We start from the raw sequence: 20255 nt of genomic DNA on the forward strand, positions 1-20255 counted from the left end.
GTGGTAACGGGCAAATCGCGTTTGACACCGAATCCACGTTGTTATTCCAAAACCTCACGGCCGCGGGTTTTATTTCGTGCGGTGCCTGCATGACGGTGACACTTGCTGGCGGCGGTGGAACCGGCCCCTTGCCAGTGATCGGCAACAGTCCGGTCAATGTCTATGGAGAGCTTCTTGTGATAGGGAACTTGCTGAGCAGCAACACTGGTGGTAACTGGTTTGATGCGGTCGCCAACATCAACCGTCTGGCCTTGTACACGGGGGCCTCCATTCCTTCGCAAGTGCTGGCGGAAGTGGACCGCAAAGCCGATGACGGACTGCCCGGCACCGGCCAACTGCGTGGCGCCTTTGGCGGCGGGGCCGGACTCGCGTTATGCACTCCTGGTTTAGCCACAGCTACGGCAACCACGGCTACCTGGGCCAATCCCAGCCAATCCAATTGCATGGGCGGTTGGTTGTTCTGACCCCACCGCAAGAGCTGCATTTTCACGTCAACCTTTTTGTCTTCATAGCCTACCCAAGGAGTCCAGCATCATGAAACACCACCTTGCATCTCAGCGTCAACGCGGCTTCACCCTCGTCGAAATCGCCATCGTGCTGATGATTGTCGGCCTGCTGATAGGCGGCATCCTGCGCGGCCAGGAACTGATCCAGTCGGCGCGCGTGCGCAACATCGTCGACCAGAAATCAGCGATTCAGACGGCCTACATCGGCTTTCTGGATCGCTACCGTATGCTGCCCGGGGATTTGACGGCAGCTCAGGTCCTGGTCGTCGGAAACGGAGTGCTGGCATCTGCAACGGGTGGCGATGGGCAAATCGCTTTCGGGACCGAATCCACTTTGTTCTTTCAGAACCTCACTGCCGCAGGCTTTATTTCATGTGGGGCTTGCATGACGGTGGCACTGGTCGGCGGGGTGGGCCCCGCCGCAAACACTTCTAACAGTCCGCTCAACGTGTATGGTGATTTCCTTGGCACAGGCAATGCGAATAGCAGCACCACCGGCGCGTCCTGGTTTGATCCCTCCAACCCAGCCATCAACCGATTTGTCGTGGACACCGGGGCATCCATCCCGTCACAAGTGCTGGCGGAGGTGGATCGCAAAGCCGATGACGGGCTCCCTGGCACTGGCCAACTTCGGAGTGCCGAGGGCGCTCCGCGCGGATCACCCGCCGCGACTTGCGCCCCAACCATGATCGCGACCCCAGCGACAGGCGGCTGGGCCAACCCCAGCCAGGCCAACTGCATGGCGAGCTGGCTGTTCTAAATCAAACACCGGGAAGCCCGCACTTTCAGGTTCATCCCTGACCATCAGATCACTTATCCGAGGACCCCAGCATCATGAAACAACCCATCACACCCCAACGCCAAGGCGGCTTCACCCTCGTCGAAATCGCCATCGTGCTGATGATCGTCGGCCTGCTGATAGGCGGCATCTTGCGCGGCCAGGAGCTGATCCAGTCGGCACGCGTGCGCAACATCATCGACCAGAAGTCAGCCATTCAAACGGCCCACATCGCTTTTATGGACCGCTACCGCATGCTGCCGGGTGATCTGACGACGGCCCCTAACGGCGGCCAGGCGGCGATCGTTGGGAACGGCGCGGTAGGTTCTCCCAATAGCGGTGACGGACAGGTTGCCATGGGCAACGAATCCATACTGTTTTTCCAGAACCTCACGGCTGCGGGCTTTATCTCCTGTGGCGCCTGCATGACCGTGGCAGCCGCCGGCGCGCCAAGCATCAACAACAGTCCAGTGAATGTGTATGGCAACTACTTGACTGCGGGCAACGCCATGAGCAACAGCGCCGGCCTGTCCTGGTATGACCCGTCCGCAACGGGCATCAACCAATTCGTGCTCTACACAGGAAGCGGCACCCCCTCCCAGGTGCTCGCTGAAGTGGATCGCAAAGCCGACGACGGACTGCCTGCCACCGGCCAGCTGCGCGTTGCCGTGGGCATAGGCTCGGCGACTGCCGTGACGTGTGCCCCTAACCTGTTCAGCCCTCCGGCGGCAGTCAGTTGGGCCAACCCCGCCCAGGAAAACTGCTTGGCCGCCTGGCTGTTCTAAGGATCGGGAAGGCTTCGCCATGACAGTCACTCACACACCAGCTTATGCTGTTGCATTGGCGTTGCTGGCCGGCTGCGCGGTGCCCCCACCGCCTCCCAGCACGCAGCACATAGGCGTTGTTGAGCCGGCGAAGCCACCTGCGCCACCCGGTGCACTTCGGCCGGTGCGCCTGCCGGCACTGCCGGCGGCGCCGCAACCGCAGGCGCAGCAGGAATTGTTCAGCGTGGTGGTCAGCGAGGTGCCGGTCAAAACCCTGCTGTTCGCACTGGCGCGCGACAACCGGCTCAACGTGGACATCGCCCCTTCGGTGGCCGGCCAGATCACGCTCAATGCGACCGACCAGACCTTGCCGCAGCTCTTCGAGCGCATCGCGCAACAGGCCGATTTGCGTTATGAGATGAGCGGCAACACGGTGCGGCTGCAGCGCGACACACCTTACCTCGCCCACTACGCGGTCGACTATGTCAACCTGAAACGGCAGTCGTCCAGCCAGACTTCCGTGTCCTCTCAGCTCACCGGCAGCACGGCGGGCTCGTCGAATGCCAGCATCAGCAATGCCGCCGACAACCAGTTCTGGGACACGCTGATCAACAACGCCTGCCTGATCGTCGGCGCGGCCAATCTCGAATTCAAGCAAAAAGACGATCTGGCCCAGAAGCAGGACCGGGAACGGGACCGGGACGAGCGGCTGCGCATCGCGATGGAGCTCACTCGCGCCGCACCGCCAAGTGTTTCCGGCACCGGTGCCGTCACGACTCGACCAGCAAACAGCGAAACCTCCGACGTCCTCAAGCAAGTGCTCGGAGCAAAAGATACCGTGGACAAGGTCGAATGCGGTAGCGGTTCAAGCGCTTCGTCGGGTACTTCCGGAAGCGCCTCCGCAGCCAACTCCAGTTCCAGCACCAACAACATCGTGGTCAATCGCGAAACCGGCCAGTTGTCGGTTTACACCACCTCGCGCGGCCATGACCAGTTCCGGCAATTCCTGGACCGCATCAGCGCCAGCGCGCGGCGCCAGGTACTGATTGAGGCCACCATTGTCGAAGTCACGCTGTCCAATGCGTCCCAGCAGGGCGTCAACTGGCAAAAAGTCGTGCAGGGCGGGCTGCTGCGCGGCCTGAGCTTCCAGATGCTGCCTTCCGGCACGGGTTCGTTCTCCGGTTCGCAGGATGCCTCGCTGCTGCGCATGAGCTACACCAGCGGCAGCGGCGACTGGAGCGGCATCCTCACGCTGCTCGAATCCTTCGGCCAGGCACGGGTGTTGTCCAGCCCCAAAGTGTCCGTGCTGAACAACCAGACGGCCGCGCTCAAAGTGGTGGACAACTATGTCTACGTCACCGTCACCTTCACCCCGGGCACGCGTACCCTCAGTTCCGCCGGCCAGCTGGTGCAGACCTCTCCCGACAGCTACACCTCCAACATCAATTCGGTACCCGTGGGTTTTGTGATGACCGTGACACCCCAGGTGGCCGAGAGCGGCGAAGTCACGCTCAACGTGCGGCCCACCATTACCCGCGTGGTGCGCGAAATCATCGATCCCAACCCCGCGCTGCTGGGAGCCACCCCACCCATCGTCAACCGCATTCCCGTGGTGCAGTCGCGCGAACTGGAGTCCGTGCTGCGCGTGCAAAGCGGCGAAATCGCCGTGCTGGGCGGCCTGATGCAGGACGCAAGCAACGACGGCGAGGACGCGGTGCCGGGGGTCAGCCGTATCCCTCTGCTGGGCGAGGCCTTCAAGCAGAAACAGCAGACGCGCAGCAAGACCGAGCTGGTGGTGTTTTTGCGGCCCGTGGTGGTGGGCGATGCCTCGCTGAACGGCGACTACAAGGCTTTCAAACCCTTGTTGCCCACCTCCAGCTTCTTCAAGGATGCGGCGCCGGAAGCCCTGGGCCGAAAGCCGATTGAGCCTCCACCAGCTCGATCCGCCAGCCCCTCAACCCGATAAGAGCCCATGAAGCCCTCCCTCAAACTCCTGCCCTTTTTGCTATGCGCCGCCACCCTGGCCTGGGGCCAAGCCAAGCCGGGTGCCCACCCGTCAGTAGCGGCTGCCCAGGCCGCGGCCGCATCGCGCGAGCCGGACATCCGCATCAGCCGCCGCAAGCCCGCGCCCACCGTGGACGCCGACGTCAAGCGCGGCTATGAAGCCCTGCAGGCCGGGCGCTACGGCGAGGCGCGCGGCGCCTACGAGCAGGCCTTGAAGCGCGACGGCGCCCTGCGCGACGCGTTGATAGGCATGGCCTGGTCCATGGAAGGACTGGAAGACCACCAGGGCGCCCAGGCCGCGCTGCGCCGCCTGCTGGAGCTTTATCCCCGCGATGCCGAGGCGCTGGCCGCGCAGTACCTCGTGGGCGGCGGCATTCCCGGCGATGCGGCCGCGCGCTTCAAGCAACTGGCCGAGCGCAGCGAACGCAACGCACCCCTGCATTTCGCCCTGGGCGTGATCCATGCCGAACAGGGCCGCTGGGGCGAGGCGCGCCTGTCCTTTGAGCGTGCGGCGGCGCTGGAGCCCGGCCAGCCCGACTACCTTTACAACCTGGCCCTGTCGCTGGACCGGCTGGGGCAGGGACCTGAAGCGATGCGGGCCTACGTCAAAGCCCTGAACCTCTCCTTCCGCCAGTCGGCCGCCTTCAATCAGGAAATGGTGCGCAACCGCCTGCGCGCTCTGGCCGCGCCGGCCTCCTGACCTGATCGGCCGCACATGTCCATGGCACCCACYTCCCATCCGCAAGACCAGCCGATGGCCATGCGAAAGGCCGAGCGAGAGCTGGCCGAAGCCCTGCTCCAGCAGCGGCGGCTCACCTCCTCCCAGCTGGCCATCGCCCTGGCCGAAAAACGCCTGCGCGGCGGCAGCCTGCATGCGCAGCTGGCCAGCCTGGGCTTTGTGGGTGAACTGGAGTTGCGCGCCCTGCGCGCGCAATTGCACAAGCTACCCGAGGTTGATCTGGTCACCCATCGCACCGATCCGACACTGCTGCAATTGCTGGCCGCACCGCTGGCGCGCAAACACGGCGTCCTGCCGGTAGAGATGACGGCCGAGGGCGAGCTGTTGCTGGCCGTCGACGAGGCTGACGACCTGGTGGCGCTGGACCAGATCGGCGCGCACCTGCGCGCCAAGGGCGTGCCCCGCGTTCGCCTGGCACTGGCGGCACCCGGTGACCTGGTGCGCGAGATCGACCGCGTCTACGGCGACCGGCCCAGTGTGGACGCCCTGCTTGCCGCCGGCGGCAAAGAGCCGGCCGTGGACAAGCTCATTGAAGCCATTGTTCACAACGCCTACGACAGCCTCGCCTCCGACATCCACTTCGAGCCCGAGGAACACCTGTTGCGCGTGCGCATACGCGTCGACGGCGTGCTGATCCAGGCGCACCTGCTGCATGCCTCGATGTGGCCGGCCCTGGCGGTCAAACTCAAGGTCATGGCCGGCATGAACATCGCCGAAAGCCGCGCCGCGCAGGACGGCCGCTTTGGCATGGTCATAGGCGCCAGCCAGATCGACTTTCGCGCCGCCTGCCTGCCCACCGCCCACGGTGAAAACATCGTGCTGCGCCTGCTGGACCGGCGCCGCAGCATTGTCCCGCTGGAGCGGCTGCAACTGACGCAGACCACCATGGACAGGCTGCATTCGCTGATGAACCGGCCCGAGGGCATTGTGCTGGTCACCGGCCCCACCGGCAGCGGCAAGACCACCACGCTGTATTCCATGCTGGCCGAGATCAGCACCGAAGCGGTGAACGTCATGACGCTGGAAGACCCGATCGAATACCCCTTGCCGCTGATACGCCAGACCCAGGTGACGGACAAAATCGGTTTTGCCGAAGGGGTACGCGCCCTGATGCGCCAGGACCCGGATGTGATCCTGGTCGGTGAAATCCGCGACTCGGAAACCGCCGAAATGGCTTTCCGCGCCGCCATGACGGGCCACCAGGTGTTCGCCACGCTGCACACCAACTCCGCCCTGGGCGCGGTGCAGCGCTTGCGCGACATCGGCGTGTCGGCCGAAATCCTCGCGGGCAATATGACCGGGGTGATAGGCCAGCGCCTGGCCCGCCGCCTGTGCACGCACTGCAAGCTGCGCCGTGTGCCCACCGCGCAGGAAAAAATCCTGCTCGAACTGGCCGAGGACGAGCACCCGCTGTACCAGGCCGTGGGCTGTGCCCATTGCAGCCAGCGCGGTTTCCTGGGCCGGGTGCTGCTGATGGAAGTGTTGTGTTTCGACGAAACGCTGGACCACCTGGTGGCCAAGCACGCCAGCCACATCGAACTGGCGCGCCATGCCCGCGCGGAAGGTTTTACCTCGCTGCGCGACGACGCGATCCGCTACGTGCTGGCCGGCCAGACCACGGTGGAAGAAGTCAGCCGCGTGGTCAACCTCGCGGCGCATTGACGGACTACAGGGAAGAAAGCCGCCATGCCGCGATACAAATGGACCGCACTGGCCGCCGACGGCGCCCGCCTCAACGGCCAGACCAYAGCGGCCGACGCCGGCGCCCTGGCCGCGCAGCTCGAGCAATCGGGCTTGCTGCTGGTCAAGGCGCGCGCGCAGGGCGGCTCATTTCGCCTCATGCGCGCCCGCATCCGCCTGCTGGACCTCGTCAACTTCAGCTTCCAGGCGACCATGATGCTGCGTGCCGGCGTGCCGCTCATGGAAGCGCTACGCGACATGGAAAGCGCCGAAGGCAACCCGGCGCTGCGCCAGGTCATCAGCGGGCTGGCGGAGGGCCTGAGCTCGGGCAAGACACTCTCGCAAGCCATGGCGGCACATCCCCTGGCCTTCGATGAGGTGTATGTGAGCCTGGTGCGCGCCGGCGAGAGCAGCGGCCAGCTGCCCGAGGTCTTCGCCAAACTCACCGAGACCCTCAAATGGCAGCATGAAATCGCCTCGCAGACGCGCAAGGCACTGATCTACCCTTGCGCCGCGCTGGTCATCATCACCGGCGTCACGCTGTTCCTCATGAGCTACCTGGTGCCCCAGGTCGCCAGCCTGCTCAAGGTCATGCGCATCGAGTTGCCCTGGCAGACGGTGCTCATGATCAAGATATCGGAAGTCGTCGAGGCTCATGTGGGCAAGATCGTGGCGGGCCTGGTTTCTCTGGTGGTGCTGCTGCCGACGCTGGCGCGCATCCCCGGGCCTATGCGCGGCGTGGTCGACGGCATCAAGCTCAAGCTGCCCATCGTGGGGCCGGTGCTGCGCCAGATCGCACTCGCGCGTTTTGCTTATGTCCTGGCGCTGCTCTACGCGGCCGGCATCACGGTGGTGGAGGCGCTCAAGGTGGTGGAGATCGCGGTCGGCAACCGCGCCGTGGCGCAGGCCGTGGCGGTTGCGCATGGCAGCATCGTCCAGGGCCGGGGCCTGAGCGCCGCGTTCTCCGGCATGACCATGTTTCCGCCCATGGTGGTCAGCATGCTGCGCGTCGGCGAGGCCACTGGCTCCCTTGACGCGGCGCTCGAAAACGTCAGCTACTTCTACACCCGGCAGGCGCGCGAATCCGTGGAAAACCTGCAGGCGACGCTGCAGCCGGTGCTCACCGTCGTGCTGGGCCTCATGCTGGGCGCCGTGATCTTCTGCACGCTGGGGCCCTTGTACGACTCGGTGATCACCAATGCCAAATTCTGAATTCGTTCCCGCGCCGTTGCGCGTGCTGCACCTGGAGGGAGAGCAGCCGCGCGTCTACGCCGTCGCGGGCCACGGCCTGGTGGAGGAGTTCGGCCCGCAACAGGGATGGACGCAGCCGCAGGCGCTGACCGAGCACGCGAGCCGCGATCCCGGTTGCCGCTGGCTGGTACTCGCCGACTATGCCGAGGAAGAATTCTGGGGCGACGTGATGCCGCCACTTCGCGGCGCGGCGCGCAAGGCCTGGCTGGCGCGCATGCACCAGCGTTTTGCGATGGAGTCGCCCTTTCGCTGGGTTTCTTTGCAGGGGCCAAGCCGATCCCGTCCCGGCAAGCTGCGCGTGTTGGGCTACAGCCTGGGCAATGCCGGCCGCGTAATGCCCTGGCTGGAGGCGCTGGAAGGCGCGCAGGCCCGCCTGGGCGGCATCTATGCCCCGGTCATGCTGGCGGCGCCACTGCTGCGCCGGCTCAGCGTCCCTCGCCGCGGGGCTGTGGTGCTGGTCACATCGCATCCGTCGGGGCTGCGGCAATGCGTGGTGATCGACGGCCGCCCCTGCTTCTCACGCCTGGCCCTGCGCACCGATGCCGTGGGCGCGGGCTGGCTGGCCGCGGTGCGCGAGGAAACCTCGCGCCTGAAGGATTACCTGCTCGAAAACGGCATCCTCGTGCGCGACAAAGCCCCGCTGCACGTCGTGAGCATATGTCCCCGGGGGGTGGACAGCCAGGCCGCCGCCGGCCTGGACGCGGCAAACAATATGTACCACCTGCTGCAGGCCGATGTGCTTGCCAGGGCTCTCAAGCTGCCGCCGGCCTGGGCCGATTCGCCAGAATTGTCCCGGCTGCTGTTTGTGCATGCGCTGGCCCGCGGCGCGCCGCCGGGGCAATTGGCGCCGGCCGCGCTGCTGCACAGCGACTGGGTGGCGCGCACCGCGCGCAACACGCGACTGGCGGGCTACGGCCTCTGCGGCGCGTGCCTGCTGTATACGGCCGGCCTGGCCGTGTCGTTGTGGCCGCTGGCCGACCGGTTGAACGAAGCGACCGCCAGCACCCGAAATTTCGATGCCCGCTACCAGCGCGAAGCGGCAACCTTTCCCGCATCCGCATTAAAAGCGGACGAACTGGTCGCGCTGGAACAAAAGGCCAAAACCCTCGCGGCAAGCGCGGCCGGCCCGCGCATCCTGCTCGCCGCGGCAGGTGGCGTATTGGAGAAACACCCTGAACTCCAGCTGGACCAGTTGCTCTGGGAGCGAGGCGCCTCTGGGCCCACGGCCCCGCCCACGCTGCAGGTACGCGGCGCGGTGCAAGGCCTGCAGCCCGACGACCTGCGCGGCGCGCGCGATGCGATGACACGCTTCACCGCCAGCCTGGTCTCGGCGGGCTTGTCGGCGGAAGTCATCAAGGCTCCCCTGGACCTGCAAAGCAGCGCCAGCATCAGCGGCTCAGGCCAGCAGGACAAGACCGAACTGGGCTTCGAGGTAAAAGTATGGAACAAATAACCTCACGCCAGGCCTGGCATCCTGGAACCTGGCCCGCACCATTGCGGCACGCCGCCCGGCAAGCCAGCGCCATGGCGGCGGCCGGTTTGCTGCTGGCGGGCGGATTCCATTGGTGGCGCGCCGACATGGCCGGCAGGCTGGAACGCCAGTTGAAGGCCGAACAAACCAGCAGCCAGCGCTTTCTCAACAGCGGCCGCGAAAGGGCTGACATCGAGCGTCTCTTGCCGCTGCTGCAAAACCTGCAGTCGCAAGGCCTTTACGGCGAAGAAAAAAGGCTCGAATGGATAGAACGCCTGCGCGGCATGGAAAGACGCTGGCCGGGCCTCAAGCTGCAGTACGCCATTGAAGCCCAGTCGATGCAGCCGGCCACAGCCAATACCGCCGCCCCTGCCATGCCGGCCCCGCCCGCCGCCGCTGGAGGCTCGCGACGCATCGAACTGTTCGCCACACACATGCGCCTGAGCATGACGCTGGTGCACGAGGAAGACATGCTGCGTGTGCTGGAAGACCTCGCGGCCTCGCGGCTGGGCCGGGTCAGCGTGGAGCGCTGCGAGATGAACCGTGCCAACGGCGCGGCGATCAAGGCGGAATGCACCCTGGTCTGGAACACGCTGGGGGCCTCCGAGCCGCCGGCGCGCACGGTGGGAGCCAGGCCATGAAGTTGATCCCAAAAGCCCTCGCAGCCCTTTTGCTTGGCGGTTGCATGCTCCCGCTATTGGCCCTCGCCGGGCAGGACGGTCTGGGACGGCTTTTCTACACGGCAGCCGAGCGGGCCGAGATGGAAGCCAGGCGTTTCGGCCAGCCCGCGCCGCAGGAAGCCGCCGCACGCGCGCTGGCCTCCGTGCTGCGCATAGACGGCATCGCACTTCGCCCCCAGGGCAAAACCACCGTCTGGATCAACGGCACGCCCTACCTGGAACGGGACCTGCCCTATGGCGTGCGCGTGCGCCGCGACGCCGCGGGCCGCGTGCTGGGGGTGGAAATGCCGCTGCAGGATGGAGAGATAGAGCGTGCGGCGATTGGCGAGACGCTGATGCGCCCGCTCGCCAGCGCGGCCGCAGCGGCTTCGGCGCCTTCGGGGACGGCAGTCAAACCGGGGGTGGCGAAATGAAGCCGCATCGGGGTTTTGTCGCGCTGCTGATGGTGGTGCTGGTCGCGGTCGGCGTCTTTGGTGCGATGGCCGCGTGGGTGGCGAGCAATCCGCCGCGCTCGAAGCAATCGATCAACCAGGAGGTGCTGATGCAGGCCAGGGAGGCGCTGCTGGCGTATGTTGCGGTGGGCAGCGACCCGGCCAATGTTCTAACCCGGAAAACACGCTTGCCGTGCCCCGACAGGGACGGTGATGGTGTTGCCGACACAGCCCCGGACACCAGCAACTGCGGCATGGCGCGGCAACCGGCGATTGGCTTGCTTCCCTGGAAAACTTTGGGGCTTGCGCCATTGCGCGATGCCGATGGCGGATGCCTTTGGTATGCGGTCAGCGGAGATTTCAAAGATGCTGCAGATCTCGCGGCCACAACGCCTGTCAACGCAGATAGCGACGGCGCCATCACGGTGGTCAATGAAGCCGGAAACAGCTTGGCGGCAAAGCTTGTCGCGGTGGTTTTTGCGCCGGGTGCGAAACTGGGATCGCAGGTACGCACCGACCCCACCATGCTCAGTGCCGACAAGCCTTGCGCCACGCCTACCAGCGCCGCGTCCAGTGGTGGTGCGGCCGCTGATGTCGCCGGCTACCTGGACTCCGGCGAGATCAACGCCGGAGCCATCCCTCCCACTATTACCTTCAAGCAGCTGACAGGGACGGTCGACAAACAATCGCTGGTCAATGACCAGCTCGCCTGGATCATGGCAGACGACTATGCAGCCATCGCTACGCAGCGCAATGCCGATGCGTTAAAACAGGCACTCATCAATGCCTCCGCCGCAGTGGATCAACGGATGCCGTTTGCCGCGGCCGCGCCGGGCGAAATATGCGAGCAGAACCGGTACACCGGATTTCTGCCGAAGAGCTGCTCCTACATCTATGGCGTCGATACCAATGGCGCACCCCTTACACGGACATTCGATCTGGCGTTGATCGCGCCGCAGGCCACACTTGACAATTGGCATCAGCTGGCTTTCTATGCGGTCGCACCAGGCTGCGCTCTCGATGCCGCAAGCTGCAATGCGGCAACTGCGCCGGTATTGAAGCCGCCCGTCGCGTCCGCAGCCAGAGCGGTGCTGCTCATGCGCGGGAAACAGCAACCGAGCTGCCGGTTGACGGATTCCAACCTCACCGTCCTCGATCAATGGCTGCCGTGTATCGAGAGCCAGTCCAACCGAAGCGCGCTGTCCAACCCCATGGTTTCGCAGGCCAGAACATTCGCCACGCCTGACAAGCGTCCCACCTCCAATGACATCTTGAGGGAATTGCCATGACCCCTGTCCGGCGACGCTGCGGCACGCGCCAAGGCGGCTTTACTCTGGTGGAACTGGCCCTGGTGGTCGGCATCGTGGCGATTTTGCTGGGAGGCTTGCTGGTGCCAATAAGCCGCTCCATCGAGCAAAAGGCGATAGCTACCACGCAAGCAAATCTCGAATTGGCTCAACAAGCCTTGTTGGGGTACGCCCTTATCAACGGAAGCCTGCCATGCCCTGATCCGGGTATCGACCCGAACACCGAGGGTCAAGCCTCATCTGCCGATGCGAGCGGGTGCTCAAGCACAAGTGTGGGCCGCTTGCCTTGGGCCACTCTGGGCATCCAGGGTGTTGACGGCTGGGGCAACCGGCTTGACTATGCCGTCTACGCGCCTCTGGGTGCGAGCGTCTCCACGGTCACCGCGAGCAACCTGGAAGTCTGGTGCACCAAGCTGACGGTGGCTGACGTTCCTGCTGGTATTCCAGGCTGCCTGACCACTGGAGGCGCTGTGGTCAAGCCGTCAACGAAAGCCAGCTTTGTTGTCTATTCGCGCGGCAAGAACGGCTCGGGTGCATATCGCCCGGGAGGGTCGATCAACTCTGCCCCCAGTACGACCTTGATAGATGAAACCCAGAACCAATCAACCTCGGGAGGCGTCTTCATCTCCCGATTTCAGACCGACGCCAAAAGCACTACCGGCGAATTCGACGACCTCATGGTCTGGATGCCCTCCTCCCTGCTGGTCGCCAAACTCTTCGCCGCCGGAAAGTGGCCATAACAATGCAAACACTGTCGCGCCAGCTCACTCCCCTCGCCGCCATCATCCGCCTGACCCTCATCGAAGCCTGGCGCGGCCGCAGCGCGCGCCTGCTGCTGCTCTTCCTCGCGGCGGTCTACGCGTTGGGGGCTTTTGCCGCCTCCATGGCGGTGACCGAAGGAGCGGAAACCCGGCTGGCGCTGGCCGCGCATCTTTACCGCCTGGGCCTGGTGCTGGCACTCGCGCTGATCGTGGTGTCCAGCACGGTGCGCGACATGGAGGGCGGTTTCTTCCAGGTACTGCTCGCCTTTCCCTTGTCGCGCGCGCAATTCGTCGTCGGGCGGCAAGCCGGTTACATGCTGCTGGCCCTGCTCGCCGCGGCGGGAGCCACGGGTGTCATGCTGACCATGACCGTGCCCGGTGGCCGTGCCGGCGTACTGGCCTGGGGTGCATCCCTGGCGTTGGAGCTCAGCATCGTCGTGGCGGCGGCCCTGTTCTTTTCACTGGGCTTGCGCCGTGTGCTGCCGGCTTATGCGGGCTGCTGCGCTTTTTACCTTTGGGCGCGGCTGCTCGACGTTGCGCGCTTCATGGCCGCGCACCCCGTCGGCCAGGATGCCGCCTCCTGGGACGTGGTGGCGGGCCGGGCCACCTTCGACCTGCTGGGCTGGCTGTTGCCGCCGCTGGCAAGCTTCGCTCCCACATCCTGGACGCTGGGCGGGCCGGTGCAAGCCACGCTGCTTGCGCTCCAATGCGCTTGGGCGCTCTGGTATGCGGCGCTGTGCGCGGGCGCCTCCTTGATAGATTTGTACCGCCGTGAAGTTTGATTGGCGCCGTACCAGCAGCACGCGCCGCGCGCCTGCGCGCGTGACGGCCGTGTTCGCGCTGCTGCTGGCCGGCCAGGTCGCGCTGGCGCTGTGGCGCGGCGTGCCCGAAGCGGGCGCACAGCCGCTGGGGCGGCCTCCCGGCATGGCCGCCTCGCGCCTCATGTCGCTGGACGATACAGTGCCGCTGGCCAAGATGCTGGACTTGTACCTGCAGGCGCACGACGTGCAACCCGGCCTGAGCCTGCCCTGGCGCGAGCTCGACTACGGCCAGGTGGTCGCCTGGCTGGAGCACATCCTGCAACTCGATCCGCAGGGCCAGTACCCGCTGCTGGCGGCCGCGCGGCTTTACACCCAGGTGCCCGACCCGGAACGCCAGCGCCTCATGACCGACTTCGTCGCCAGCCAGTACCCGCAAGACCCACTGCAACGCTGGCGCTGGATGGCGCATGTGGCCTACGTCGCCAAAGTTCAGATGAAGGATCCGGAACTGGCCGTGCGCTACGCAGCCGAACTGCGGCACTACGCGGAAGGCTTGTCGCAGGTGCCGGCCTGGGCGCGGCAGATGGAGATTTTCCTGCGCATGGGCCAGAACGACCTGGACACCGCCAGGGCGTTGCTGGGCGCGCTGCTGGCCAGCGGGCAAATCCACGACGACAACGAGCTGCGCTTTCTGACGCAGACCCTCAAGGAACTGGAACAGAAATGAACGCCCTTCAACAGCCGGCGCTGCAGGCACGCCAGGTCTACAAAAACTACGGCGCATCTCAGGCTCGCGCGGCGCTGGCCGATGTTTCGCTCGAGGTCCATCCCGGCGAATGCCTGGCTTTGCTGGGAATGAACGGCGCGGGCAAGACCACCTTGATCAAATGCCTGCTGGACCTGGCCGCCCCCACCTCGGGCGCCCTGACCCTCTTCGGCCAGGACCACGGCCGGCCGCTTTCACGTGAGCAGCTTGCCTATGTGCCTGAACGTTTCTCGCCGCCCGGCTGGCTGCATGCGCGAGATTATTTCCGGCTCGCGGCGCAATTGCACGGCCTGGTGTTTCCGCAACGGGAACTCATCGGCATGCTGGCCGAGCTGGACCTGGAAGAAGACATCCTCGACAGGCCGCTGCGCGAATGCTCCAAGGGCATGGCGCAAAAAATCGGCCTGGCGGCGGCTTTCCTGGCGCGGCGCCGGTTGCTGGTGCTGGACGAGCCCATGAGCGGCCTGGACCCGCTCTCCCGCATCCGCGTGCGGCAGCAACTGCGCCTGCAACGCAAGGCCGGCTGCGCGGTGCTGATGAGCACCCATTCGCTCGCGGATGTCGAAGACCTGGCCGACCGCGTCGCCATCCTGCACGCCGGCAGCCTGCGTTTTATCGGCACCGTCGACGAATGGCTGTCGCAGCACAAGACCTGCGACATGGAAGAGGCCTACCTGGCGGTGGTGGAAGCGGCCAGGGAAGCGCCGGACATTCCCCAGCCCCCAACCCACTGACCCCTTCGAAGCGGACGCAACAAGGCCCGCGCACAGCCATGCCGCGCGCGGGCCTGAGAACTTTGCCCTTTCCTCGAGTCGCTTACTTGGGCAACAGCACCTTGTCGACCACGTGGATCACGCCGTTGGACTGGTAAACGTCGGCGATGCTCACGGCGGCCACGCCGCCTTTTTCATCGGTCACCGTGATCTTGCCGCCGCTTGATTTAGCCACCAGCGTGCCGCCAGCTACTGTCTTGATGGAGGCCATGCCCTTGCCGTCGGCAATCATCTTGCCGATGGCGGCGGCGTCCCATTTTCCGGCCACCACGTGGTAGGTCAGAACGCCGGTCAGCATGCCCTTGTTCTCGGGCTTGAGCAAGGTGTCCACCGTGCCGGCGGGCAGCGCCGCGAAGGCCGCGTTGGTGGGGGCGAACACCGTGAACGGGCCCGGGCCTTTGAGCGTGTCGACCAGGCCCGCGGCCTTGACCGCCGCGACCAGCGTGGTGTGGTCCTTGGAATTGACGGCATTGTCAATGATGTCCTTGCTGGCCAGCATGGGCGCGCCGCCCACCATGACTTGCGCGAACGAAGGAATCGCGGCGAGCGACAGGGCCAGCGCCACACCGAGGGAAGCGAGTTTATGTTGGGTCTGCATGTGAAGTCCTTTGAAAAAGTTGAACCGGGATGAACCAAAAGCCGAAATCACAGGGATTCAAGCGGCTGTGATGAATACGGGGCGCAGGCCCCGCTGGATTCAAAACAGATCCGGTTTCAACTTTTTTTCAAGGCCATCACTGGCGACAAGAAGCAAGCCCGCTTGCCTGCGAGCCGGAAAACTTCAGTCGCCGCGTTCGAAAAACCCACGCACGGCTTGCGGAAAGATCAGGTGCTCCTGCGTGAGTACACGCGCGGCCAGGGTTTCGGCCGTGTCACCCGGCAGCACCGGCACCACGGCCTGGGCCAGGGTGGCACCGTGGTCGAGTTCGGCCGTCACCTGGTGCACCGTGGCGCCCGCCACCTTGCAGCCGGCGTCAATCGCGCGCTGGTGCGTGTTAAGGCCAGTGAAGGCCGGCAACAGCGAGGGATGGATGTTGATGAGCCGCCCCGCGTAGTGCCGCACAAAGCCGGGCGTCAGGATGCGCATGAAGCCGGCCAGCACCACCAGCGCCGGCATATAGCCGTCTATACGCGCCATCAATTCGGCGTCAAAAGCCTCGCGCGAATCAAAGGCCTTGTGCGGCACCACAGCGGTGGCGATGCCCAGGCCTTCGGCCAGTTCCAGCCCGGCGGCGTCGGCCCGGTTGCTGATCACGGCGGCCACCTGGGCGCCGTAGAGGCCGCGCCAGCCTTCCTTGTCCGCCGCGCGGGCAATGGCGGCCATGTTGGAGCCGCTGCCGGAAATCAGGATGACGATGTTTTTGTTCGGTTTGTTCGCGCTGGCCATAGCCCTCTAGTTTAGAACGGGGCAGGAACCCGGCCAGCGTCCGTTTTGCCGATGTCCCAACTGAGACATAAAATTGCGAACGACCGTGCTAAAAATAAGAAATTGACCGCAGGCGACCGACTGCGGACACCCCGACAACCTGGAGACATCCCACCATGGATTTAGCTTTCACCCCTGAAGAACAGGCCTTTCGCGAAGAGATACGCGCCTGGGTTCATGCCAACCTGCCGGCCGACATTTCGCACAAGGTGCACAACGCCCTGCGGCTGACGCGTGATGACATGCAGCGCTGGGCAAAAATCCTCGGCAAAAAAGGCTGGCTGGGCCACGGCTGGCCCAAGGAATTCGGCGGCCCGGGCTGGAATGCGGTGCAAAAACATTTGTTTGAAGAAGAGTGCGCGCTGGCTGGCGCGCCGCGCGTTGTGCCCTTCGGCCCGGTGATGGTGGCGCCTGTGATCATGGCTTTCGGTACCGCCGAGCAGCAAAAGCGCTTCCTGCCCGGCATTGCCAGCGGCGAAGTCTGGTGGAGCCAGGGTTACAGCGAGCCGGGCTCGGGCTCCGACCTGGCCTCGGTCAAGTGCCGGGCCGAGCGCCAGGGCGACAAATACATCGTCAACGGCCAGAAGACCTGGACCACGCTGGGCCAGTACGGCGAATGGATTTTCTGCCTGGTCCGCACCAGCACCGAAGGCAAGCCGCAGACCGGCATCWCCTTTTTGCTGATCGACATGAAGTCGCCCGGCGTGACGGTGCGCCCCATCGTGCTGCTGGACGGCGAGGCCGAGGTCAATGAAGTCTGGTTCGACAACGTCGAAGTGCCGGCCGAGAACCTGATCGGCGAAGAGAACAAGGGCTGGACTTACGCCAAGCACCTGCTGAGCCACGAACGCACCAATATCGCCGACGTGAACCGCGCCAAACGCGAGCTCGAGCGCCTGAAGCGCATCGCCAAGGCCGAAGGCGTCTATGACGACCAGCGCTTTCGCGACGAGATCGCCAAGCTCGAAGTCGACGTGGTGGCGCTTGAAATGCTGGTGCTGCGCGTGCTCTCGGCCGAAAAATCGGGAAAGAACTCGCTGGACATCGCGGGCCTGCTCAAGATACGCGGCAGCGAAATCCAGCAGCGCTACAGCGAACTCATGATGCTGGCCGCCGGTCCCTTCAGCCTGCCTTTCATCGAAGAAGCCATGGAAGCCGGCTGGCAGGGCGACTTCCCCGGCGGCCTGGCGGGCGACGCGCCGCTGGCGTCCACCTACTTCAATATGCGCAAAACCACGATTTACGGCGGCTCCAACGAAGTGCAGCGAAACATCGTCTCGCAAGTCGTCCTCGGCTAAGCAGTCGCACAGAAAACAGGAAACACATCATGGATTTCGATTTCACCGACGACCAGGAACAGCTGCGCGACGCCGTGCGCAAATGGGTGGACAAGGGCTACGACTTCGAGCGCCGCCGCGGCATCGCCAAAGCCGGCGGTTTCTCGCGCGAGGCTTACGGCCAGATCGCCGAACTGGGCCTGACCGGCCTCTACATCCCCGAGGCCGACGGCGGCCTGGGCATGGGCCCCGTCGAGGGCATGGTGGTGATGGAAGAGCTGGGCCGCGGCATCGTGCTGGAGCCCTTTGCCCAGGCGCTGATCGCCGGCGCCGTGCTTGCCGGCTACGCGCCGGCCGCCGTCAAGGCCGCCTGGCTGCCGAACATCGCTTCCGGTGAAAGCCTGGTCGTGCTGGCCTACCAGGAACGCGCGGCGCGCTACGATTTTGAGAAATGCGAGGCCACGGCCACCGCGTCCGGCGACGCCTGGACGCTGAACGGCACCAAAAGCATAGTCCCTGCCGGCGACCAGGCGGATGCCTTCATCGTGCCCGCAATGGCCAAGGGCAAGCTCGCGCTGTTCCTGGTTGAACGCGCGGCAGCCGGCGTCACGACGCGCGGCTACGGCACCCAGGACGGTGGCCGCGCCGCCGAGGTGGTGCTCAAGAACGCGCCGGCCGCGCTGATCACGCTGAACTGCCTCACGGCCCTGGCCCAGGCGGTCGACATCGGCATCGCCGCGGCTTGCGCCGAGGCCGTGGGCGTGATGGACAAGACCCTGGCCATCACCGTCGAGTACATGAACACCCGCAAGCAGTTCGGCGTGGCCATCAGCAGCTTCCAGGCCCTGCGCCACCGCGTGGCCGACATGAAGATGCAGCTGGAGCTCGCCCGCTCCATGAGCTATTACGCCTCGCTCAAGCTCAACGCCCCGGCCGACGAACGCCGCACGGCACTGGCCCGCGCCAAATACCAGCTCGGCGTGTCCATGCGTTTTGTCGGCCAGCAGGCGGTGCAACTGCACGGCGGCATAGGCGTGACCGACGAATACATCGTGAGCCACTACTTCAAGAAGCTGACCCAGCTGGAAATGACGTTTGGCGACACGCTGCACCACCTGGGCGAGGTGTCGGAGCGGATGCAGGAGACGGCTGGCGTATTTGCCTGAGCCGCCCCCAGAGCCTCACGCGTGCAAGCGTGAGGTTTTGGGAATATGCGCCATCAAGAACTCCATCTGGTCCGCCAGGATGCGGCGGTTGCGCAGGATGAAGTCTTCCCAGAGGCTGGGCACATAAGGCGTGTACAGCAGCGGCATGTGGGCCTGCTCGGGCGTGCGGCTGCTCTTGCGGTGGTTGCAGGCGCGGCAGGCCGTCACCACGTTCATCCAGGTGTCTATGCCGTTCTGCGCGAAGGGGATGATGTGCTCGCGCGTCAGGTCTTCCTCATGGAAATGCCCGCCGCAGTAGGCGCACACATTGCGGTCGCGGGCGAACAGCTTGCCGTTGGTCAGGCCCGGTTTGAGGTCGAAGGGGTTGATGTTGGGCACACCCTTGGTGCCGATGATGCTGTTGACCGTGATGATGGACTGCTGGCCCGTGATGGCGTTGTGGCCTCCGTGGAAGACCACCACCCGCGCGCCCATCTCCCAGCGCACCTCGTCGGCCGCGTAGTGCAACACGGCTTGTTCAAGGCTGATCCACGACTGTGRCAATCCCTGGGCTGAGAGCTTCAAGACCTTCAAAACGAACCTCCATCAAGGTGGACGACGCATGGAAACGGGGTACTGGGCTAACTGTGTATCAATATACAGTGAAATCATGAAAAACGCCCCCAAATCCCCCATTAACCACGTTCAAGCCCCGTTTGGCCGGGCTCCCGCGCTACAAAAACGATAATTGCCCCCATGAAAGTTTTCCGTGGCTACCACCATCCCCAGCTGGCCGAACACTGCGCCCTGACCATAGGCAACTTCGACGGCGTGCACCGCGGCCACCAGGCCATGCTGGCGCTGCTGAAAAACGAGGCCCAGCACCGGGGCGTGCCCAGCTGCGTGATGAGCTTCGAGCCCCATCCGCGCGACTATTTCGCGGCCATGGCGCGCAAGCCCGAACTGGCGCCGGCGCGTATCGCCACCCTGCGCGACAAGCTCACCGAACTCGCGCGCTGCGGCATAGACCAGTGCGTGGTGCTGCCCTTTAACGCCGCCCTGGCCGGCCAGCCGGCCGAGGCCTTTATCCAGGACGTGCTGGTGCGCGGCCTGGGCGTCCAGTACGTGCTGGTGGGCGACGACTTCCGCTTCGGCGCCAAGCGCGTGGGCGACTACGCCATGCTGGACGCCGCCGGCGAGCGCCTGGGTTTTGACGTCGCCCGCATGAACAGCTATGAAGTGCATGGCACCCGGGTGTCGAGCTCGGCCGTGCGCGAGGCGCTGGCCCAGGGCCGCATGGACCGCGTCGCCGGCCTGCTGGGCCGGCCACCGGCGGCCGGCGGGATTTTCGCGGTGCAGGTGCACGGCCTGGGCGACAAGCCCCTCCCAGGCGTGGCCAACCTGGGCATACGGCCCTCGCTGGACCCGGCCGACGTCAACGGCGGGCGTGTGCTGCTGGAGACGCATTGCCTCGAATGGCCCGCCGGCCTTGGGCCCGAGGGGGCATACGGTAAAATCATCCGCGTGGAACTGCTGCACAAACTGCACGACGAACTGAAATACGACAGCCTGGAGAGCCTGAAAACAGGCATCGCCAAGGACTGCGACGAGGCTCGGGCGTTTTTTGCCCAGGCGCCGCAGTCGTTTTCAGCCGCCATGCACACGGAAACCAGCCGCCAGACCACGCGCGACCGAATTTAGACGATCTCGTCGCCTCTGGCCCCGCCCTGCTCTC

General features: G+C 65.1%; 20 protein-coding genes and 1 pseudogene. 18 read left to right on the forward strand and 3 right to left on the reverse strand.

Annotation, left to right across the window (positions count from 1 at the left end):
* The 15 genes and pseudogenes from AC1D0P_RS06755 to AC1D0P_RS06825 all read left to right on the forward strand — a co-directional run.
* A pseudogene (locus tag AC1D0P_RS06755) lies at positions 1 to 464 on the forward strand (type II secretion system protein); the annotation flags it as partial.
* Between the two features lie 70 nt (positions 465 to 534).
* Entirely contained in the window at positions 535 to 1266 is a 732-nt protein-coding gene (locus AC1D0P_RS06760) for a type II secretion system protein (RefSeq protein WP_477676014.1), read from the forward strand.
* Between the two features lie 74 nt (positions 1267 to 1340).
* Entirely contained in the window at positions 1341 to 2069 is a 729-nt protein-coding gene (locus AC1D0P_RS06765) for a type II secretion system protein (protein ID WP_477676015.1), read from the forward strand.
* A 19-nt stretch (positions 2070 to 2088) separates the two neighbouring features.
* On the forward strand, positions 2089 to 4014 hold the full coding sequence (locus tag AC1D0P_RS06770) for a type II secretion system protein GspD (RefSeq protein WP_477676016.1): 1926 nt from the start codon (positions 2089 to 2091) through the stop codon (positions 4012 to 4014).
* 6 nt (positions 4015 to 4020) lie between these two features.
* The gene (locus AC1D0P_RS06775; protein WP_477676017.1) at positions 4021 to 4752 is read left to right on the forward strand and encodes a tetratricopeptide repeat protein; all 732 of its coding nucleotides are present in this window, start codon (positions 4021 to 4023) and stop codon (positions 4750 to 4752) included.
* 15 nt (positions 4753 to 4767) lie between these two features.
* Positions 4768 to 6453: a GspE/PulE family protein gene (locus AC1D0P_RS06780; RefSeq protein WP_477676018.1), complete on the forward strand. Its 1686-nt coding sequence runs from the start codon at positions 4768 to 4770 to the stop codon at positions 6451 to 6453.
* A 24-nt stretch (positions 6454 to 6477) separates the two neighbouring features.
* Positions 6478 to 7683 carry a type II secretion system F family protein gene (locus tag AC1D0P_RS06785; protein ID WP_477676019.1) on the forward strand — a complete coding sequence of 402 codons (1206 nt, stop codon included), beginning with the start codon at positions 6478 to 6480 and terminating at the stop codon, positions 7681 to 7683.
* On the forward strand, positions 7670 to 9175 hold the full coding sequence (locus tag AC1D0P_RS06790) for a hypothetical protein (RefSeq protein WP_477676020.1): 1506 nt from the start codon (positions 7670 to 7672) through the stop codon (positions 9173 to 9175). Before AC1D0P_RS06785 ends, AC1D0P_RS06790 begins: the two co-directional genes overlap by 14 nt.
* The gene (locus AC1D0P_RS06795) at positions 9163 to 9834 is read left to right on the forward strand and encodes a hypothetical protein (protein ID WP_477676021.1); all 672 of its coding nucleotides are present in this window, start codon (positions 9163 to 9165) and stop codon (positions 9832 to 9834) included. The genes AC1D0P_RS06790 and AC1D0P_RS06795 overlap by 13 nt, the downstream gene beginning before the upstream one ends.
* A gap of 44 nt (positions 9835 to 9878) precedes the next feature.
* Positions 9879 to 10286 carry a hypothetical protein gene (locus AC1D0P_RS06800; protein WP_477676022.1) on the forward strand — a complete coding sequence of 136 codons (408 nt, stop codon included), beginning with the start codon at positions 9879 to 9881 and terminating at the stop codon, positions 10284 to 10286.
* Positions 10283 to 11593 carry a hypothetical protein gene (locus tag AC1D0P_RS06805; RefSeq protein ID WP_477676023.1) on the forward strand — a complete coding sequence of 437 codons (1311 nt, stop codon included), beginning with the start codon at positions 10283 to 10285 and terminating at the stop codon, positions 11591 to 11593. The genes AC1D0P_RS06800 and AC1D0P_RS06805 overlap by 4 nt, the downstream gene beginning before the upstream one ends.
* A complete protein-coding gene (locus tag AC1D0P_RS06810; RefSeq protein ID WP_477676024.1) occupies positions 11590 to 12351 on the forward strand; it encodes a type II secretion system protein in 762 nt (253 codons plus the stop codon). Before AC1D0P_RS06805 ends, AC1D0P_RS06810 begins: the two co-directional genes overlap by 4 nt.
* 2 nt (positions 12352 to 12353) lie before the next feature.
* Positions 12354 to 13154: a hypothetical protein gene (locus AC1D0P_RS06815; RefSeq protein WP_477676025.1), complete on the forward strand. Its 801-nt coding sequence runs from the start codon at positions 12354 to 12356 to the stop codon at positions 13152 to 13154.
* Positions 13144 to 13860, forward strand: a complete 717-nt coding sequence (locus AC1D0P_RS06820; protein ID WP_477676026.1) for a hypothetical protein — start codon at positions 13144 to 13146, stop codon at positions 13858 to 13860. Before AC1D0P_RS06815 ends, AC1D0P_RS06820 begins: the two co-directional genes overlap by 11 nt.
* Positions 13857 to 14633: an ABC transporter ATP-binding protein gene (locus AC1D0P_RS06825; protein ID WP_477676027.1), complete on the forward strand. Its 777-nt coding sequence runs from the start codon at positions 13857 to 13859 to the stop codon at positions 14631 to 14633. Before AC1D0P_RS06820 ends, AC1D0P_RS06825 begins: the two co-directional genes overlap by 4 nt.
* An 82-nt stretch (positions 14634 to 14715) precedes the next feature.
* Here AC1D0P_RS06825 and AC1D0P_RS06830 read toward each other — a convergent pair whose 3' ends face one another.
* Complete coding sequence (locus tag AC1D0P_RS06830; RefSeq protein WP_477676028.1) at positions 14716 to 15270, reverse strand: fasciclin domain-containing protein; 555 nt, start codon at positions 15268 to 15270, stop codon at positions 14716 to 14718.
* Positions 15271 to 15453: 183 nt separating this feature from the next.
* Positions 15454 to 16059, reverse strand: a complete 606-nt coding sequence (purN, locus tag AC1D0P_RS06835; protein ID WP_477676029.1) for a phosphoribosylglycinamide formyltransferase — start codon at positions 16057 to 16059, stop codon at positions 15454 to 15456.
* A 155-nt stretch (positions 16060 to 16214) separates the two neighbouring features.
* Here purN and AC1D0P_RS06840 point away from each other — a divergent pair, with 155 nt between their 5' ends.
* The gene (locus AC1D0P_RS06840; RefSeq protein ID WP_477676030.1) at positions 16215 to 17396 is read left to right on the forward strand and encodes an acyl-CoA dehydrogenase family protein; all 1182 of its coding nucleotides are present in this window, start codon (positions 16215 to 16217) and stop codon (positions 17394 to 17396) included.
* Positions 17397 to 17425: 29 nt separating this feature from the next.
* Complete coding sequence (locus AC1D0P_RS06845) at positions 17426 to 18541, forward strand: acyl-CoA dehydrogenase family protein (protein WP_477676031.1); 1116 nt, start codon at positions 17426 to 17428, stop codon at positions 18539 to 18541.
* 15 nt (positions 18542 to 18556) lie between these two features.
* On the opposite strand, the gene AC1D0P_RS06850 is transcribed toward AC1D0P_RS06845, so the two are convergent.
* A complete protein-coding gene (locus AC1D0P_RS06850) occupies positions 18557 to 19114 on the reverse strand; it encodes an HNH endonuclease (RefSeq protein ID WP_477676032.1) in 558 nt (185 codons plus the stop codon).
* 162 nt (positions 19115 to 19276) lie between these two features.
* Here AC1D0P_RS06850 and AC1D0P_RS06855 point away from each other — a divergent pair, with 162 nt between their 5' ends.
* The gene (locus tag AC1D0P_RS06855; protein ID WP_477676033.1) at positions 19277 to 20221 is read left to right on the forward strand and encodes a bifunctional riboflavin kinase/FMN adenylyltransferase; all 945 of its coding nucleotides are present in this window, start codon (positions 19277 to 19279) and stop codon (positions 20219 to 20221) included.
* Positions 20222 to 20255 lie beyond the last annotated feature (34 nt).

The sequence above is a fragment of the Polaromonas sp. P1_G2 genome, assembly GCF_056405515.1.

Coding starts and splice junctions, on each gene's coding strand:
- purN (WP_477676029.1), bottom strand. CDS start 16,059: ATGGCCAGCGCGAACAAACCGAACAAAAACATCGTCATCCTGATTTCC.
- AC1D0P_RS06765 (WP_477676015.1), top strand. CDS start 1,341: ATGAAACAACCCATCACACCCCAACGCCAAGGCGGCTTCACCCTCGTC.
- AC1D0P_RS06830 (WP_477676028.1), bottom strand. CDS start 15,270: ATGCAGACCCAACATAAACTCGCTTCCCTCGGTGTGGCGCTGGCCCTG.
- AC1D0P_RS06845 (WP_477676031.1), top strand. CDS start 17,426: ATGGATTTCGATTTCACCGACGACCAGGAACAGCTGCGCGACGCCGTG.
- AC1D0P_RS06855 (WP_477676033.1), top strand. CDS start 19,277: ATGAAAGTTTTCCGTGGCTACCACCATCCCCAGCTGGCCGAACACTGC.
- AC1D0P_RS06790 (WP_477676020.1), top strand. CDS start 7,670: ATGCCAAATTCTGAATTCGTTCCCGCGCCGTTGCGCGTGCTGCACCTG.
- AC1D0P_RS06795 (WP_477676021.1), top strand. CDS start 9,163: ATGGAACAAATAACCTCACGCCAGGCCTGGCATCCTGGAACCTGGCCC.
- AC1D0P_RS06810 (WP_477676024.1), top strand. CDS start 11,590: ATGACCCCTGTCCGGCGACGCTGCGGCACGCGCCAAGGCGGCTTTACT.
- AC1D0P_RS06805 (WP_477676023.1), top strand. CDS start 10,283: ATGAAGCCGCATCGGGGTTTTGTCGCGCTGCTGATGGTGGTGCTGGTC.
- AC1D0P_RS06760 (WP_477676014.1), top strand. CDS start 535: ATGAAACACCACCTTGCATCTCAGCGTCAACGCGGCTTCACCCTCGTC.
- AC1D0P_RS06800 (WP_477676022.1), top strand. CDS start 9,879: ATGCTCCCGCTATTGGCCCTCGCCGGGCAGGACGGTCTGGGACGGCTT.
- AC1D0P_RS06770 (WP_477676016.1), top strand. CDS start 2,089: ATGACAGTCACTCACACACCAGCTTATGCTGTTGCATTGGCGTTGCTG.
- AC1D0P_RS06815 (WP_477676025.1), top strand. CDS start 12,354: ATGCAAACACTGTCGCGCCAGCTCACTCCCCTCGCCGCCATCATCCGC.
- AC1D0P_RS06775 (WP_477676017.1), top strand. CDS start 4,021: ATGAAGCCCTCCCTCAAACTCCTGCCCTTTTTGCTATGCGCCGCCACC.
- AC1D0P_RS06825 (WP_477676027.1), top strand. CDS start 13,857: ATGAACGCCCTTCAACAGCCGGCGCTGCAGGCACGCCAGGTCTACAAA.